Genomic DNA, 14,981 nt, shown 5'->3' with positions numbered 1-14,981 from the left:
TTTGTGAATTCGCCGATCAACCAGTCTCGCAGTCGCAGCGAATGTCAGCAATGCCGGGCAGCATAGCAGCAACTTGACCGGTCGGCTAAGATCGGCTCTGGGCCATGAGCTACGGGGGCAGGGAACTCAATTATTTCGAAGCCGACATTGATGCTCCATGCAAAATTGAGATGTCGCACGACAATCTTGGTCAAAGCTGTCTCGCGAAACGCACGTGGAAATGGTGATTGAAGCAATTAGGCGCAGATCAGGTCGGATTCATTTGTACATCACTTAAATGCCTGTTGACTCGGGGCGCGTGCAGGGTAGAAGGCACTGATTAAAGAATTCCCGAGTGACAGATGTCATTCGAAGCAGGAGATGACCCATGGCGAAGCCAACCACGATCAAGATCCGCCTGAACTCGACCGCGGGTACAGGCCACTTCTATGTTACAAAGAAAAACGCACGTACAATGACCGAGAAAATGGTCATTCGTAAGTACGACCCAGTTGTGCGCAAGCACGTTGAGTACAAAGAAGGCAAGATCAAGTAAGGTCACTTCTTAACTAAGGTAGAAAAAGCCGCGCATCTTAGCGCGGCTTTTTTCGTTTTGGATCGGCTCTCATTTTTGAAAGGGGCGGTAAAGATGTTGGTACGTAAAACTAGCGAAGCTGACATCCCCGCGATTGATGAACTCTTGTCGCGGGGTTATCCGGAATTGCTTAAAAAGGATTACGCGGCATGGGTGCTCGAGAGCGCTTTGCCCCTGATCACAACAGCGCGGCCAGAACTCGTTATGTCTGATCGGTATTTTGTTGCGGTTTTGAAGGATCGGATTATTAGCGCAGGTGGCTGGAGCACTGAGCGTCCTACGGGCGGGCAAGAGGCGGGGTTGGGGCACATAAGGCATGTGGTCAGCGATCCTGAGTACGTGCGACGTGGGGCCGCGAAGGCGGTTATGGCTGCCACTTTTGAAGATGCGCATCAGGCTGGGGTGACTCGCATGGAGTGTTTCTCAACGCTGAGTGCGGTGCCATTTTATCAAGCGATGGGGTTTGTCACGTCGAAACGGGTCATAGTACCAATCGGACCAGACGGGATCGGCTTTGAATCCGTTTTGATGTTTGCGCAGATTTAGCCGTCACAAAATAAAACCGGCCCTCGAAAGGCCCGGTTCATTAAATCACTTAGTTTCGCGAAACGCTTACTCGCGGTTGCCGAACAACTGAAGCAGCATCATGAACATGTTGATGAAGTTCAGGTACAGGCTCAGCGCGCCCATGATAGCGGACTTGCCCAACCATTCGGTGTCGCCGTGGTGTGCGTGTGCCACGTACTCGTTCTTGATGCGCTGGGTGTCATATGCTGTCAGGCCAGCAAAGATCAAAACACCGATTGCAGAGATCGCGAACATGATCGCAGGGGACGCGAGCCAGATGTTTACGATAGACGCAACGATCAGGCCAATAACACCCATGATCAAGAAGCTACCCCAACCGGAGATGTCTTTCTGCGTGGTATAGCCCCAAAGGGACAGACCTGCGAACGCGATGGATGTGATCAGGAAGATCTGCATGATCGAGTAGCCTGTGAAGACCAAGAAGATCGAAGAGATCGACACGCCCATGACAGCTGCGAACACATAGAACAGTGTCTGTGCAGTTGCTGCGGACACTTTATTGATCGCCGCGCCAAGACCGAACACAAATGCGAGCGGTGCGAACATCACAACCCACTTCAATGGGGACAGATACAGAGCAGAGCCGAGGCCCGTCAGATACTTGTCAGCGCCAATTTGCGCGACGGCTTGGGATGGGTCTGTGGTGACAGCGAGACCGGCAATCGCCCATGCCGCCAAAAACGTAATGAACATACCCACGGACATTGTGCCGTAGACTTTGTTCATGTGCGCGCGCAGGCCCGCGTCGATATTCGCGGCTGCACTTCCAACGCCGCTGCGAATTGTACCATATTCAGCCATGAATATACTCCATTATTAAGCTAATCCACCATCGTGGTGGACTTGTACGGAATATCGGAGCGCTGGGTGTCTATTTCAAGTGTTTAAATTGCAAAAGCGCCCGAAAATCGGACGCTTTCACTCAGATAAGTTAATATTGCCTTTGCGGCTTCTGTAATGAGTTGTTTTTAGGTCTAGTTTTTGCACTGCGGGGCAATGTCCCAAAACGAACGTGATGCTTCAAAAGCAGCTTGATCCGCTGTCAGCCCAATATCCTCCAGCACGCTGTTATCCATCTTGGACAATCCGCGACGCGTACGTGCCACAATGAGTGCGACGCGCAGCTGTGCGAAAAACGCGGGCGTCTGCATGGAGAGGCCGGAGGTTAAAGCGTTGGTGTGTGGGAGAGCGTGATACTGTGACATTTGGATACCTCTTTCGTTTGTGATGAGTTGGCGATGATCAATTCTTTATATTGATGTATGTGTCACGTTGTGGTTGATTTGAATAACGAATAGTTTTGACGTCAAGCATCACGAAAGTTGATATATGCGAAATCTCGATATCACTGCGCTGCGCTCCTTTGTTGCAATCGCTGAAACAGGTGGCGTGACGCGCGCTGCGGGTTTGCTCAATTTGACGCAATCGGCAGTTTCGATGCAGATCAAACGATTGGAAGAGAATCTTGATCTCAAGCTGTTGGAGCGCGCCGGACGACAGGTGGTTTTGAGCCCTGCAGGTGAGCAATTGCTGACCTACGCGCGCAAGATGATCGCGTTGAATGATGAGATCATGACCAAGCTGACGGACAAAGGTTTTGAGGGGGAGGTGTCGCTTGGCGTACCTCATGACATAGTCTATCCTGTTGTTTCTAAAGTGCTTCAGCAGTTTCGCGCCCAGTTTCCACGTGTTCATGTGAACCTGAACGCGTCTTTTTCGCGCCAGCTGCAAGAGGGGTTGGCACGCGGCGAATATGATCTGATCCTGACCACTGAGGAGGGTCTTTTGCCACAAGGCGAAACCCTTAGCAAAGCGCGCCTAAGCTGGACCGGAGCAGAGAACGGCAATGTCTGGCGTCAACGACCTTTGAAGCTGGGCTTTAGCCGTCATTGTATATTCCGACCCTTGGCGCAAAAGGCGCTGGATCGCGCTGGTATTGCTTGGGAAATGGCCACTGAAACCGATTCTGATCGCACGATCGAAGCTACAATTGGCGCAGACCTTGCTGTTTGCGTAGTGATTGAAGGAACCGAGCCGCCACATATGGTGCCGATCCAGCACGGTGCCACGCTTCCGGAGATGCCGGAATCGCTTATCAATATGTACGGTGCAGAGCAGGCGCAATCGCAAGTGGTCAGCGCCCTAGCAGAGCTTTTGCGTCAAGGGTATCGCGATTTGAAAAGCGGTGGGCGGGTCAATGCGAATGTGTTGCGCGAAGTCGGGTAGGGTCGTTGTACATCCGTGAAATGTCGGTTTGGCGCGAAGCGGTGTAAGGCTTTGTGTTTATTACTCTTTCGACACTTCAATCACCACTTTGCCCGTTGATTTGCGCGTGCGCAAAAGCTCCATGCCCTCAGCCACTTGTTCAAATGGAAGGACATGGCTGACATGGGGCTGTAATTTGCCTTGCTCATACCAATCAAAAAGCGTGCGCAGGCTGTCTGTGACGACCTCGGGTTTGAATTTCAGGTAACCGCCCCAGTAAAATCCCAAGACATCAATGTTCTTCACCAACAAATGGTTTGCAGGGATTTTGGGAACCTCACCGCTGGCAAACCCGATGGTTAAAATGCGGGCCTCTGGATTGCAGGCGCGAAAGGCGGCTTTGAAAAGATCACCGCCCACAGGGTCATAAACAACGTCGACGCCGCCAAGGGCTTTCAACTGATCGCGCAAATCCTCGGCATTTGCTTCGATGAGATGATCGGCACCGGCCTTGCGCGCAACTTCTAGCTTGTCCGCGCCGCGTGCGACGGCAATGACCGTTGCACCCATGAGTTTGCCAATCTCAACTGCAGTCAGGCCGACGCCACCCGCGGCTCCTAGAACCAACAGGGTTTCACCCGCTTTGAGATGCGCGCGATAGCCAAGCGCGAGATGGCTTGTGCCATATGCAATTTGAAACGCGGCTGCCTCCGCCATGCTCATCGCGTCCGGAATTGGCAATACGGTGCGCGCGTCATAGCAACCATACTCTGCAAGACCACCTTGGCCGCCAAAAACCGCGACTCGGGTTCCGATTTTAAGGCCTGAATCACCTGCGCCTTGCGCGTCAATTGTGCCTGCGATTTCCATGCCCAACGTGAATGGGGTCGCGGGCGTGTCCTGATACTGGCCCTTTTGCATCAACAGGTCGGCGAAGTTCAGCCCGCAACACGCAATTTTCACGCGGGTTTCCCCGACGTCCGGTTCGGGCTTGTCCCGCTCTGCAAACGCGGCTGGAATATCGAACTGTGTGACCTGATACGCGCGCATGAAAACTTCCCTTTTGTTCAAAGAATGCAAGTGTTTATCAACCTTGACGATAGTAGTTTATACAAAGAAGCCAATGCCTTTGATTGCGTTAAAGTGCTGATAGGTTGGCCAAAATTGATCCAGAATGTCAAAAATTCCCCTCACTTGGGCACGATTCCAGACTTGCCTATTAGAGGTATCATCGTAAGATTGCGCTACTTTACGTTGAATTATCACGCGTAAATGTTGAGTAAATTTGCACGGTTCAATTATTTTGCCACTCAGAATATGTCGTGCTGGAGTATGAAAGGAAGCACCATGCCACATCCAGTGGACGTGCACGTCGGTAAGCGCATTCGACATCGTCGATGGCTTGTAGGGGTCACTCAACAGCAATTAGCTGAAAAGGTTGGAATCAAATTCCAACAAATCCAGAAATATGAGACCGGTGCAAACCGCGTCAGCGCGTCTCGCCTGTGGGATATCGCGGAATCGCTAGATGTCGATGTCAGCTTTTTCTTTGCTGGCATGGAAGGCGCGGTCGCTACCGCAGACCCCAGCAGCGCAGAACAAAGCCCTGTGCCGTCTGATTTGTTGAATGACAAAGAAGCCCTTGATTTGGTGCGCTCTTATTATTCGATCCCCGAAGAACAGCGCCGTCGTCTGTTCGATCTCGCACGCGTTCTGAGCGACGTTGCTTGAAGGGTTGGCCGACCTGCTTTAAGTGAGAGTGGCGCGTGATCTGACGCGCTGCTAAGCAAAGCAGGGTCGTATGCAAGACATTGAAAGCGTGACGTTACAGGCCGAACTTTGGTCTGTGGCCGAGGAATTAGCCGATGCAGCGCGCGCTTCCATACTCCCCCATTTCCGTCAGGGACATCTAAAGGCGGACAATAAAGAACAAGATGGTTTCGACCCAGTCACTGTTGCTGACAAAGCGTCAGAGCAGGCGATGCGCGACATCTTGAGCAAACGTCGTCCGCAAGACGCCATATTGGGCGAAGAGTTTGGCAATAGCGCGGGGACGAGCGGTCTGACGTGGGTTCTTGATCCGATCGACGGCACCCGTGGGTTTATCAGTGGCACGCCGACTTGGGGGGTTTTAATTTCGCTCAATGATGCGGATGGGCCGCGGCTGGGCATAATAGATCAACCCTATATTGGTGAACGCTTTTGTGGCGGTTTTGGCCGTTCAGAGGTTATTGGCCCGCATGGCACCGCCAAAATGAAGGTGCGCGGCACAACTGATTTGCAAGATGCAGTGCTGTTCAGCACCTTCCCCGAAGTCGGTTCGCCGCAAGAGCGCGTTGCGTTCGAGGGTGTCTCAGAACGTGTGAAGCTTACGCGTTTTGGATGTGATTGCTATGCCTATGGGCTGCTTGCTGCAGGACATATTGATCTTGTGATCGAGGCAAGTTTGAACGCCTATGATATCGCGGCACCGATTGCAGTTATACAGGCGGCAGGTGGTATCGTCACGGATTGGAAGGGTGATCCCGCCCATGAAGGTGGCCGCGCTTTGGCGGCGGCAACGCCTGAGCTGCATTCTGAAGCGCTTAAAATTTTACTGCATCGCTTGAGTTGAGCACCAGACTTCGCTTTACTAGAACCCAATCGCTGTGAGTCCTTCGCTTTTTTCTGTCGCAGCACCTTGGGTTTTGACCCTTGGCTTAATCCCGAAAAAAGCGTGGTAACACGTGAAGGGCAAAGCCTTATGAACACTTCCAATGAAACGCTTATTCGCAACGCAGGCCTTGTTCTGACGATGGATGATGCCGGCTCTGAGATGTCTGATTGTGATATTCGAATACGCGATGGCGTGATTGCCGAGGTGGGGCAGGGACTTAGCACTGATGGCCAAGTGTTAGACGCAGCGGAGTGTCTGGTTACACCCGGTCTCGTGAATACGCACCACCATCTGTATCAATCCCTAACGCGCGCGGTGCCGGGCGGGCAGGACGCGTTGTTGTTTGGCTGGCTTCAAACGCTTTACCCGATTTGGTCGCGCTTTGGCCCGGAGGAGATGTATGTCTCCGCGCAGGTTGGTCTTGCTGAATTGATGCTGTCTGGCTGTACGCTGACCTCTGATCATCTCTATCTTTATCCCAATGGTGCGCGCCTTGATGATACGATTGCTGCGGCTGCTGATATCGGGATGCGCTTTCATCCGACCCGTGGATCCATGTCGATTGGTGAAAGCGATGGCGGCCTGCCACCGGATTCGCTGGTTGAGAAGGAAGCCGCAATTCTTGACGATTGTATTCGCGTGATTGATGCCCATCATGACGCATCAGAAGGCTCCATGTGTCGTGTTGGCGTGGCCCCTTGTTCGCCGTTCTCAGTAAGCCGTGAACTGATGCGTGATGCTGCAGTGTTGGCGCGCGATAAAGGGGTGATGTTGCACACGCATTTAGCAGAGAATGACGAAGATATTGCCTATTCCTTAGAGAAATTCGGCTGCCGGCCTGGCCAATACGCTGAAGATCTGGGTTGGACGGGCGATGATGTGTGGCATGCGCATTGTGTTAAGCTTGACGATCAAGAGATTGATCTTTTTGCGCGCTCGGGTACCGGTGTTGCGCATTGTCCGTGTTCAAACTGCCGTCTTGGATCAGGCATCGCCCCTGTGCGCCAGATGCGCGATGCAGGTGTGAAAGTTGGGCTTGGTGTGGATGGCTCGGCCTCCAATGACGCAGGTAATCTTGTGCTGGAAGCGCGTCAATCCATGCTGTTGCAAAGGGTGGCAAACGGTGCCGACGCGATGAGCGCACGCGAAGCGCTGCGCATTGCTACGCGCGGGGGCGCTGAGGTCTTGGGCCGTGATGATTGTGGGCAAATTGCGGTCGGGAAACGCGCTGATTTGGCGATTTGGGATATGAGCGGAATTGAAGCGGCTGGAAACTGGGACCGCGCGGCACTTTTGCTCGCGGGGCCAACACAAGTACGCGACTTGTTCATTGAAGGCCGTCGCGTTGTGGCATCCGGCCAGATCACGTCTATTGACCTGCCCAAGACAATCGCGCGACAAAATGCTATGGCGCTTACATTGGCGGAACACTGATTTTGAGAGGAGCGTTTCAGATGCGTTTGGTTTTATTAGGACTTTGCGTGCTGGCCGTGAGTGCCGCTTGCGTGCGCTCTGGCGCGACCGTGACGCCGCGTGGCAAAGCTGCGGTTGCGCAGCCCGTCGGGGGGCTGAGCGCGAGTATCGCACCTGAAGTCAACGCCTTTCGCCTTGCCAACGGTCAAACGGCTTTGGCGGCGGATGCACGCCTTGCACGCGCCGCGCAGGCCCACGCTGACGATATGAGTGCGAATGCTTTCTTCAGTCACACGGGGCAAAATGGCTCGAGCGTGGGAGACCGAGTGAAGCTTCAGGGCTACGGTTTCTGCTTCGTCGCAGAGAACATCGCGCAAGGGCAAAAGGGTGCGTTGGAAGCGCTTGAAGGCTGGCAAAAGTCCGCAGGTCACCGCAGGAATTTGTTAAGCGGGAATGCGACCCAATTTGCGATGGCACAATCCGCTGACTACTGGGTCATGGTTTTGGGCAAGCCCGGCTGCTAATTCAGGGTGGTGGGCGTCACACGCGCACCGCCAATCCAAACATCTGCGATGGCACGGTCATCGCCCATCATGATGGTGGGAAAAATACGATCCCAAACATGTGCGGCATTCTCATAGCGCTGCGAAATCCCAGGGGTGGAGGCAAGATCAAGCACCACGATATCCGCTTCCATACCGACGCCCAAGGCTCCGATTTTATCGCTCAGGTGTAGGGCTTTGGCTGACCCTTGTGTCGCCAACCACAAAAGCTGACCCGCGTGCAAAACCGATCCTGAAAGCTGGGCAATTTCGTAGGCGGCAGCCATCGTGCGCAACATTGAAAAACTTGATCCGCCGCCCGTATCGGTCGCCAACCCAACGCTGATGTTGCGCGCTTTCAAAGCGGCCATTTGAAACAGACCCGACCCGATAAAGGCGTTTGAGGTCGGGCAGTGCACCAGAGCTGCGCCATGTTCTTCGAGCTGATCAATTTCGCGCGGCTCAAGATGGATCGCATGGCCGTATACACCGCGCGCGCCTAGTAAACCAAAGCGCTCATAAGTGTCCAAATAATCCCGAGCATCGGGGAAAAGGTCCCGCATCCACACGATTTCATCCAGTTGTTCGCTCAGATGAGTTTGCATCAAACACTCTGGGTTTTCCGCCCATAGGGCACCCATTGCTTCTAACTGCCCAGGCGTAGATGTCGGGGAAAATCGCGGGGTAATCGCATAAGACAACCGCCCAACGCCGTGCCATGTTTCCAACAACGCTTTGCTGTCATCATAAGCGCTTTGTGCTGTATCTTGCAGCCCTTCTGGTGCGTTGCGATCCATGCAGGTTTTGCCAGCGACAACCCTTTGGCCGCGGCTATGCGCTTCTGAAAACAAAGCTTCAACCGATGCGGTGTGGATCGTACAAAAGCTCGCCATCGAGGTGGTGCCATGCGCCGTTGTCAGATCGAGATAGCTTGCAGAAATTTTGCGCGCATAGTCGGGATCTTCAAAGCGCATCTCTTCGGGAAACGTGTAGGTGTTAAGCCAATCAATCAGCCGTTTGCCCCATGACGCTATCATCGCCGTTTGGGGATAATGCACATGCGCATCAATAAAGCCGGGGCAGATCAGCTTGCCTATATGCGCATGGTGATCTGCGCTTGGATGTGCGGCGAGTAGGGCGTCGCGCGCACCAATCGCAGTTATCAAACCGTCCTCGATCACAAGGGCGCTGTCGCTCAGGATTTTCACACATTGTTCAGGCTCATCCAAGAATGGATCGCCCTCAAAGATCAAAAGATCACCGGAAAGTATTTGCTGTCTACTCATACTGCCTTGGTAGCAGAAGTTTGCCACCGCATGACAGGATTTTTAAGCGACTCACTGTTGCTTCCTGATGCATTTGCTTAAACTTGCGAACAACGACGCTGCGATGCTCAGAAAGGTCCCAACATGAACGATACCAATCTGACACAGGAACCACGAAGCGAAGCATCAGAGGGCAGTTATCAGCTCGAACGTTCAGATGTTGCCGCTGTTTTAAATGCGGTGGAGCGGGGCGATCAAGCATCGCTCAGCGTTTTGATGGATCCGATGCACCCTGCCGATATCGCGGATTTGCTTGAGCAAATTAGCATAGGCGAGCGGCGCAAGCTCATTCATCTCTATGATCGTGAGTTTGACGGTGAGATTCTGTCCGAACTGGACGAAAGCATTCGCGATGAAGTTATCGCATTCTTGCGCCCGGAGGTCCTTGCAGACGCTGTGCGAGATCTGGAAAGCGATGATGTCGTTGATCTGATCGAGGACATGAATGTCTCGCAGCAAGATATCATTCTTGATGTCTTGGAAGACAGCGACCGCGTCGCGGTAGAGCAGTCTTTAACCTATCCAGAGAACTCAGCGGGCCGTTTGATGCAGCGCGAAGTCGTCATGGCACCCGAGCATTGGACCGTTGGCCAAGCCATTGATTACTTGCGCGAACAAGAGACTTTACCGGAGCAATTCTACCACGTTACCCTCGTTGATCCGCGGTTTAAACCTGTCGGCAATGTCACGCTTGGCAAGCTCATGGGCTCCAAGCGCGATGTGCTTTTGTGGGAAATCACAGAGAGCGTTTTTCAGGTTATTCCGGCAATGCAGAATGAAGGCGACGTCGCCTATGCATTTAATCAATACCACCTGATTTCCGCGCCGGTTGTGGACGATGATGAACGTCTTGTTGGTGTGATCACGATTGATGATGCGATGATCGTTCTGGATGAAGAGCACGAAGAAGACATTTTGCGCCTCGCGGGTGTCGGCGAAGGTTCGCTCTCGGATCGTGTGATCAACACAACCAAGCAACGCCTGCCTTGGCTTGCGGTCAATCTTGTCACCGCGATTGCCGCCAGCCTCGTGATTGCGCAGTTCGAAGCAGCGATCACTCAAATCGTCGCGCTCGCGGTCTTAATGCCCATTGTTGCTTCGATGGGGGGCAACGCAGGCACCCAATCGCTCACAGTCGCTGTGCGCGCAATCGCCACCAAAGATTTGACAGGTTCGAATATGTGGCGCGTGATCCGCCGGGAAGTCCTTGTGGGGTTAATCAATGGTGTCGTCTTTGCGGTGATTATGGGCCTCGTCGGGCTTGTCTGGTTCGGTTCGCCCGCGCTTGGATATGTGATTGCGGCCGCGATGGTAATCAACATGGTCGTCGCGGGTCTTGCCGGAACAGCCATTCCTGTGCTGCTTGAAAAGTTCGGCGTTGACCCAGCGCTTGCCTCTGGCGCGTTCGTGACGACGGTCACAGATGTCGTCGGCTTTTTCGCTTTCCTTGGTCTCGCAGCAATGGTGCTATTATGACAGATCTCACAGCGATCAAAACCGCCGCGCGCAAAGCGGCCTTTCTTGCGCGCAAAGAAGCATTTGATGGTTCACGCGGCGCACAATCAAGCTATCTTAGCGAAGTCCTCGCAGGGTATCGTGGCGTACCACTTGCGGGCTACGCGCCGATGCGCACAGAGATCAATCCAATACCCGCATTGGCCGAAGCCGCTGCATACGGCCCTGTTGGAATGCCCGTAATCAAAGCTGCATCCACACCGCTTGATTTTCGTGAGTGGAGCCCTGAATGCGCGATGATCGAAGGGACGTTTGGCGCGCAAATCCCGCAAAGTGGTGACTGGGTCGAACCTGAAATTCTGATCGTACCGCTTGTCGCGTTTGATCGCAAAGGTGGTCGGCTTGGATATGGCGGGGGGTTTTACGACCGCACGCTAGAGCGTTTGCGCGCGCGCCGTGCGACACTTGCCATCGGCTTTGCTTTTGCCGCGCAAGAACAAGCCACACTTCCACTGGAATCCACCGATCAACCGCTCGACCTCATCGTGACCGAAGCAGGGATCATAACGCCAGGCTAGAGCGCCCCGCCATAAACATGAATCACTTGTTCGCTGCCTTCGCCTAACGCTCAACGCGAAAAGTGATATTTGATGCCTCAGGTTAAAGGCGGGACGCTTTAGCGCTTCATTTTTCCAAATAAACTCCCCCCGGAGGGCCGCTCTCAAATCACTACAACGGCCATATAAAGGGGATCAAAGCCGATGCCAAAAGCCCGATGCTCAGGTTCAATGGGATCCCGACTTTCATAAAATCGGTGAACTTATATCCGCCAGGACCATAGACCAACATATTGGTTTGATACCCGATTGGCGTGGCAAAACTCGCAGAGGCCGCGACCATCACCGCAACAATCAAAGGGCGCGCATCAATGCCAAGCGCGTCGGCCAATCCGATTGCGATTGGCGTTACGACGACCGCAACGGCGTTGTTGGACACCAGTTCTGTCAGCACAGACGTGAGCAAATAGATCGCCCAAACCAACAAGAACGGTGGCAGTGATCCAAGGTAGGGCGCGATGCTTTGAGCAATGAGCTTCACGGCGCCAGAGCTCTCTAACGCCGCACCGATCGCCAGCATCGCAAAAATAAGCGTCAGCAAGCGCCCGTCCACAAAGGAAAATGCCTCATCGGCATCAATGCAGCGGGCAATCAAAACAAGCGCAACAGCAATGATCGCAAGGTAAAAGATCGGCGCAATGCCAAAGCCTGCAAGTGCCACAAGACCGATGATCGCGAGCAGTGCGATGGGCGCGTGCGAGCGGCGATAAGCGCGCTCGGACGGTGTGGCAACATCTACCAAATCCATTTCAGTCGCGAGGCGTTGAATATCTGCGGGCGCACCTTCAAGCAGTAGCGTGTCACCAATGCGCACTTGCACCGCATCAAGCTGCCCGCTGATATTTTGGTTCCGCCGATGCACCGCCAGAGGGTAGACGCCGAAACGACGCCGCAAGCGCAATGCGCCCAGCGTGCGACCTACCATTTTACAGCCGGGTGTAATCAAAACTTCAACGGTATGCGTTTCCACTGCAGAAACCTGATCGATCCGTTTCAGCTCTTTCGTGGCTTGCAAGCTTAACAATTCAGAAATGCGGCTGCGCAGAACGATACGGTCGCCCACTTGCAACGTGACCTCTTTCAAATTGCGTCGCAAAGACAGATCACCACGTACAACGTCGATCAAGCGTACGCCTTCGCGCTTAAACAGTTGAACGCCCATAACTTCGCGACCAATAAGGTTGCTTTCGGGGGGAATGACCGCTTCTGCAAAGAACTTCATTTGGCTTTTGTCACTCAAAAGGCTGGCCATACTGTCGCGGTCTGGCAGCAGAAATGGCCCAATATAGCGCAGATAGAGCATCCCCCAAGCGACGAGCACAATGCCCAAGGGCGTGACTTCAAAAATCGAAAACGCCTCCATATCATTGGCGCGTGCAACACCATCCACTAACAGGTTTGTGGACGTCCCAATCAACGTTAATGTCCCGCCTAATATTGCGGCGTAACTTAATGGTATCAAAAGTTTTGACGCCTTAGTGTCGAGCGTTCGAGCAAGTTGAACGAAGACAGGGATCATCACGACGACGACTGGCGTGTTGGACACAAACGCTGACGCAATGATGACAAAGGCCAAAAGCATCGCAATCGCCACTTTCGGCCGCGTTTTGGCTTGCTTGTCCGCAAGCTTGGTAAAGGCTTCTAACGCGCCTGTACGGACCAAGGCACCCATCACGATGAACATGGCAGCGATGGTCCAAGGGGCGGGGTTAGACAGAACGCTCAGCGCGTTTTCGTATGGTAGAACGCCAAGGATCAATAAAAACGCAACGCCCGCGATTGCGACAACTTCAGTCGGATAGCTTTCGCGCACGAACAAGATGAACATACCCAGCACTGTTAGTAATGCTGCGATTGCAGATTGCGTCTCTGTCAGCTCGAAAAATGTCATGCCTCAACCTTTTCAGGCTCTTCATCGCTGTGTCGGGGTTGTACCAAGAATAAACCGCACATCATCAGAACAAGCGCAAGCCAGATGCCGCTTGCATAGCTTTCGCTCAGCAAAATGATCGCCCAGCCGATGCCAAAAATCGTGACCAAATAGCTGACTTGCGCGGCAAATACGGGTCCTGCTCGCGCGACCAACCAAACGTAGCCTGCATATACAATCGCATGGGCCACCGAAATAATCATGAAAGCATATTCCGGCGTGCTCCAATTTGTTGGCACGGGAATGAATTGTCCCGACCCATAAGCGAGTGCGAATGCCGGCAAGATGCCAACCGCAGATGACCAAAACAAGGTTTGAACCGGATCAAACCCATATGTGCCCCATTTGGCGACGACATTGCCCTCAATCGCATAAAAGCTTGGCGCAATAAGTGCGATTGCAATCCACCACAGCGAAATATCACCTGCAAAACTTGATCCATTGATTGTGATCAGCGCGACCGCCGCGAAACCAAGCGTGAGACCGATGAGTTTGCGCGTTGAAAAACCGTCATTGCCAAGAACCAGTGCGACCGGAAAGGCCAGCATAGGGATGAGTGACAAAAGGATCGATATGACGCCACTAGGGAGGTGCACCGCCGCTTGATAGCTGGCGGAATTAGGGAGCAGTGTGCCGATCAGCGCAATCATGCAGGCAAAGCGAAGCTGCGCGCCGTTTGGTCGCGAAAGCTTGCCGCGCAGCAAAAGAATACCACCCATCAAGACCGCGCCGACCACGAATTGCCAAAAGATCAGGCCAAAATGCTGATACCCCGCGCCAACCGTGATCTTAGTGAGCGGCATCGTCACGCCCCAGCCTGCGCCCAACAGCAACAAGATACCAAACAGAGGCGCGTTTTGTCTCACTGACCGCTTTGCTCTAAGCGTCCACCGTGGCGGATCATTTGCACAGATGTGGCTTTGCCCGTGCGATCATCGCTGACCACAAAAAGCCCTGACAACGTTGCTTCGCCATTGGCAGGGGTGAAGCGCGACTTGCTCATACCTGTCACAAAGCGGCGCATGGGTTCTTCTTTCTCCATGCCAATCACAGAGTTGTAATCGCCGCACATGCCCGCATCGCTTTGAAAGGCCGTACCACCGGGCAAAATTTGTGCATCTGCGGTTGGGACATGGGTGTGTGTTCCCACAACGATTGTCGCGCGACCATCGCAGTAGTGTCCCATGCCCATCTTTTCGGATGTCGCTTCACAGTGAACATCCACCAAGATCATTTGTGCCAATCCGCCCAAAGGATGCGCGCGCAGCACGGAATCAACCGCAGAAAACGGATCATCAAAGGCGCGTTTCATAAAGACTTGGCCAAGCACTTGAAGCACCAGTACCTTTTGACCACCACGCGCTGTGAACAGCTTATGACCGCGGCCTGGCGCAGTCTTGGCAAAGTTCAAGGGCCGCAAGATGCGTTGATCTTTTTCGATATGTTGCATCATGTCACGCTGATCAAAGGCGTGATCCCCAAGGGTGACGCAATCCGCTCCAGCGGTAAAAATATCATTCGCGTGTTCGCCGTTAAGCCCCATGCCGTTGGACGCATTTTCACCGTTCACAACAACGAAATCAGCGCGCAAGTCTTCGCGCAATTTGGGGAGCTGTTCCGTGATAGCGCGGCGCCCGGCGCGGCCCATCACATCGCCTAGAAAAAGTGTTCTCATA

The 14,981-nt window shown here is 53.5% G+C and carries 16 protein-coding genes; 9 read left to right on the top strand and 7 right to left on the bottom strand.

Annotated features, from left to right (window positions below):
- The first annotated feature begins 367 nt into the window (after positions 1–367).
- On the top strand, positions 368–535 hold the full coding sequence (gene rpmG, locus ACTG3Z_RS14210) for a 50S ribosomal protein L33 (RefSeq protein WP_008206879.1): 168 nt from the start codon (positions 368–370) through the stop codon (positions 533–535).
- A gap of 93 nt (positions 536–628) precedes the next feature.
- Positions 629–1,120, top strand: coding sequence for a GNAT family N-acetyltransferase (locus ACTG3Z_RS14205; protein WP_439143718.1), 492 nt, complete (start codon positions 629–631; stop codon positions 1,118–1,120).
- 66 nt (positions 1,121–1,186) lie between these two features.
- Here ACTG3Z_RS14205 and ACTG3Z_RS14200 read toward each other — a convergent pair whose 3' ends face one another.
- Both ACTG3Z_RS14200 and ACTG3Z_RS14195 read right to left on the bottom strand, forming a co-directional pair.
- Entirely contained in the window at positions 1,187–1,963 is a 777-nt protein-coding gene (locus tag ACTG3Z_RS14200) for a Bax inhibitor-1/YccA family protein (protein ID WP_439143717.1), read from the bottom strand.
- Positions 1,964–2,136: 173 nt separating this feature from the next.
- Positions 2,137–2,367, bottom strand: a complete 231-nt coding sequence (locus tag ACTG3Z_RS14195) for a DUF1127 domain-containing protein (RefSeq protein ID WP_439143716.1) — start codon at positions 2,365–2,367, stop codon at positions 2,137–2,139.
- A 124-nt stretch (positions 2,368–2,491) separates the two neighbouring features.
- On the opposite strand from ACTG3Z_RS14195, the gene ACTG3Z_RS14190 reads away from it, so the two are divergent.
- On the top strand, positions 2,492–3,388 hold the full coding sequence (locus tag ACTG3Z_RS14190; protein ID WP_439143715.1) for a LysR family transcriptional regulator: 897 nt from the start codon (positions 2,492–2,494) through the stop codon (positions 3,386–3,388).
- A gap of 60 nt (positions 3,389–3,448) precedes the next feature.
- On the opposite strand, the gene ACTG3Z_RS14185 is transcribed toward ACTG3Z_RS14190, so the two are convergent.
- Positions 3,449–4,417 (bottom strand): NADPH:quinone oxidoreductase family protein, encoded by a 969-nt coding sequence (locus ACTG3Z_RS14185; protein WP_439143714.1) that lies wholly within the window; start codon positions 4,415–4,417, stop codon positions 3,449–3,451.
- Positions 4,418–4,714: 297 nt separating this feature from the next.
- On the opposite strand from ACTG3Z_RS14185, the gene ACTG3Z_RS14180 reads away from it, so the two are divergent.
- From ACTG3Z_RS14180 to ACTG3Z_RS14165, 4 genes are all read left to right on the top strand, one after another.
- Positions 4,715–5,098 (top strand): helix-turn-helix domain-containing protein, encoded by a 384-nt coding sequence (locus ACTG3Z_RS14180; protein WP_439143713.1) that lies wholly within the window; start codon positions 4,715–4,717, stop codon positions 5,096–5,098.
- Positions 5,099–5,168: 70 nt separating this feature from the next.
- Positions 5,169–5,981, top strand: coding sequence for a histidinol-phosphatase (gene hisN, locus ACTG3Z_RS14175; RefSeq protein ID WP_439143712.1), 813 nt, complete (start codon positions 5,169–5,171; stop codon positions 5,979–5,981).
- A 129-nt stretch (positions 5,982–6,110) separates the two neighbouring features.
- Positions 6,111–7,457, top strand: a complete 1,347-nt coding sequence (locus ACTG3Z_RS14170; protein ID WP_439143711.1) for an 8-oxoguanine deaminase — start codon at positions 6,111–6,113, stop codon at positions 7,455–7,457.
- Between the two features lie 20 nt (positions 7,458–7,477).
- Positions 7,478–7,960: a CAP domain-containing protein gene (locus tag ACTG3Z_RS14165; protein ID WP_439143710.1), complete on the top strand. Its 483-nt coding sequence runs from the start codon at positions 7,478–7,480 to the stop codon at positions 7,958–7,960.
- On the opposite strand, the gene guaD is transcribed toward ACTG3Z_RS14165, so the two are convergent.
- Positions 7,957–9,264 (bottom strand): guanine deaminase, encoded by a 1,308-nt coding sequence (gene guaD / locus ACTG3Z_RS14160; protein ID WP_439143709.1) that lies wholly within the window; start codon positions 9,262–9,264, stop codon positions 7,957–7,959. The two genes, ACTG3Z_RS14165 and guaD, sit on opposite strands and share 4 nt — an antisense overlap.
- 123 nt (positions 9,265–9,387) lie before the next feature.
- On the opposite strand from guaD, the gene mgtE reads away from it, so the two are divergent.
- Both mgtE and ACTG3Z_RS14150 read left to right on the top strand, forming a co-directional pair.
- Positions 9,388–10,779, top strand: a complete 1,392-nt coding sequence (mgtE, locus tag ACTG3Z_RS14155; RefSeq protein ID WP_439143708.1) for a magnesium transporter — start codon at positions 9,388–9,390, stop codon at positions 10,777–10,779.
- Entirely contained in the window at positions 10,776–11,336 is a 561-nt protein-coding gene (locus ACTG3Z_RS14150; RefSeq protein WP_439143707.1) for a 5-formyltetrahydrofolate cyclo-ligase, read from the top strand. Before mgtE ends, ACTG3Z_RS14150 begins: the two co-directional genes overlap by 4 nt.
- Before the next feature lie 151 nt (positions 11,337–11,487).
- On the opposite strand, the gene ACTG3Z_RS14145 is transcribed toward ACTG3Z_RS14150, so the two are convergent.
- From ACTG3Z_RS14145 to ACTG3Z_RS14135, 3 genes are read right to left on the bottom strand one after another with little or no spacing between them, the layout of a single operon-like run.
- Entirely contained in the window at positions 11,488–13,266 is a 1,779-nt protein-coding gene (locus ACTG3Z_RS14145) for an SLC13 family permease (protein WP_439143706.1), read from the bottom strand.
- Entirely contained in the window at positions 13,263–14,171 is a 909-nt protein-coding gene (locus tag ACTG3Z_RS14140; RefSeq protein ID WP_439143705.1) for a DMT family transporter, read from the bottom strand. Before ACTG3Z_RS14140 ends, ACTG3Z_RS14145 begins: the two co-directional genes overlap by 4 nt.
- The gene (locus ACTG3Z_RS14135) at positions 14,168–14,980 is read right to left on the bottom strand and encodes a TIGR00282 family metallophosphoesterase (RefSeq protein WP_439143704.1); all 813 of its coding nucleotides are present in this window, start codon (positions 14,978–14,980) and stop codon (positions 14,168–14,170) included. The genes ACTG3Z_RS14140 and ACTG3Z_RS14135 overlap by 4 nt, the downstream gene beginning before the upstream one ends.
- Between the last annotated feature and the right edge of the window lies 1 nt (position 14,981).

This window comes from Planktotalea sp., assembly GCF_965659345.1.
Lineage (GTDB): Bacteria > Pseudomonadota > Alphaproteobacteria > Rhodobacterales > Rhodobacteraceae > Planktotalea.
Note: the sequence above shows the minus strand (reverse complement) of the source record. Positions and strands in the feature narration are given on the sequence as shown.

Excerpts from the sequence above, each read along its gene's own strand:
- rpmG (WP_008206879.1), top strand. The coding sequence starts at position 368 with ATGGCGAAGCCAACCACGATCAAGATCCGCCTGAACTCGACCGCGGGT.
- ACTG3Z_RS14205 (WP_439143718.1), top strand. The coding sequence starts at position 629 with ATGTTGGTACGTAAAACTAGCGAAGCTGACATCCCCGCGATTGATGAA.
- ACTG3Z_RS14200 (WP_439143717.1), bottom strand. The coding sequence starts at position 1,963 with ATGGCTGAATATGGTACAATTCGCAGCGGCGTTGGAAGTGCAGCCGCG.
- ACTG3Z_RS14195 (WP_439143716.1), bottom strand. The coding sequence starts at position 2,367 with ATGTCACAGTATCACGCTCTCCCACACACCAACGCTTTAACCTCCGGC.
- ACTG3Z_RS14190 (WP_439143715.1), top strand. The coding sequence starts at position 2,492 with ATGCGAAATCTCGATATCACTGCGCTGCGCTCCTTTGTTGCAATCGCT.
- ACTG3Z_RS14185 (WP_439143714.1), bottom strand. The coding sequence starts at position 4,417 with ATGCGCGCGTATCAGGTCACACAGTTCGATATTCCAGCCGCGTTTGCA.
- ACTG3Z_RS14180 (WP_439143713.1), top strand. The coding sequence starts at position 4,715 with ATGCCACATCCAGTGGACGTGCACGTCGGTAAGCGCATTCGACATCGT.
- hisN (WP_439143712.1), top strand. The coding sequence starts at position 5,169 with ATGCAAGACATTGAAAGCGTGACGTTACAGGCCGAACTTTGGTCTGTG.
- ACTG3Z_RS14170 (WP_439143711.1), top strand. The coding sequence starts at position 6,111 with ATGAACACTTCCAATGAAACGCTTATTCGCAACGCAGGCCTTGTTCTG.
- ACTG3Z_RS14165 (WP_439143710.1), top strand. The coding sequence starts at position 7,478 with ATGCGTTTGGTTTTATTAGGACTTTGCGTGCTGGCCGTGAGTGCCGCT.
- guaD (WP_439143709.1), bottom strand. The coding sequence starts at position 9,264 with ATGAGTAGACAGCAAATACTTTCCGGTGATCTTTTGATCTTTGAGGGC.
- mgtE (WP_439143708.1), top strand. The coding sequence starts at position 9,388 with ATGAACGATACCAATCTGACACAGGAACCACGAAGCGAAGCATCAGAG.
- ACTG3Z_RS14150 (WP_439143707.1), top strand. The coding sequence starts at position 10,776 with ATGACAGATCTCACAGCGATCAAAACCGCCGCGCGCAAAGCGGCCTTT.
- ACTG3Z_RS14145 (WP_439143706.1), bottom strand. The coding sequence starts at position 13,266 with ATGACATTTTTCGAGCTGACAGAGACGCAATCTGCAATCGCAGCATTA.
- ACTG3Z_RS14135 (WP_439143704.1), bottom strand. The coding sequence starts at position 14,980 with ATGAGAACACTTTTTCTAGGCGATGTGATGGGCCGCGCCGGGCGCCGC.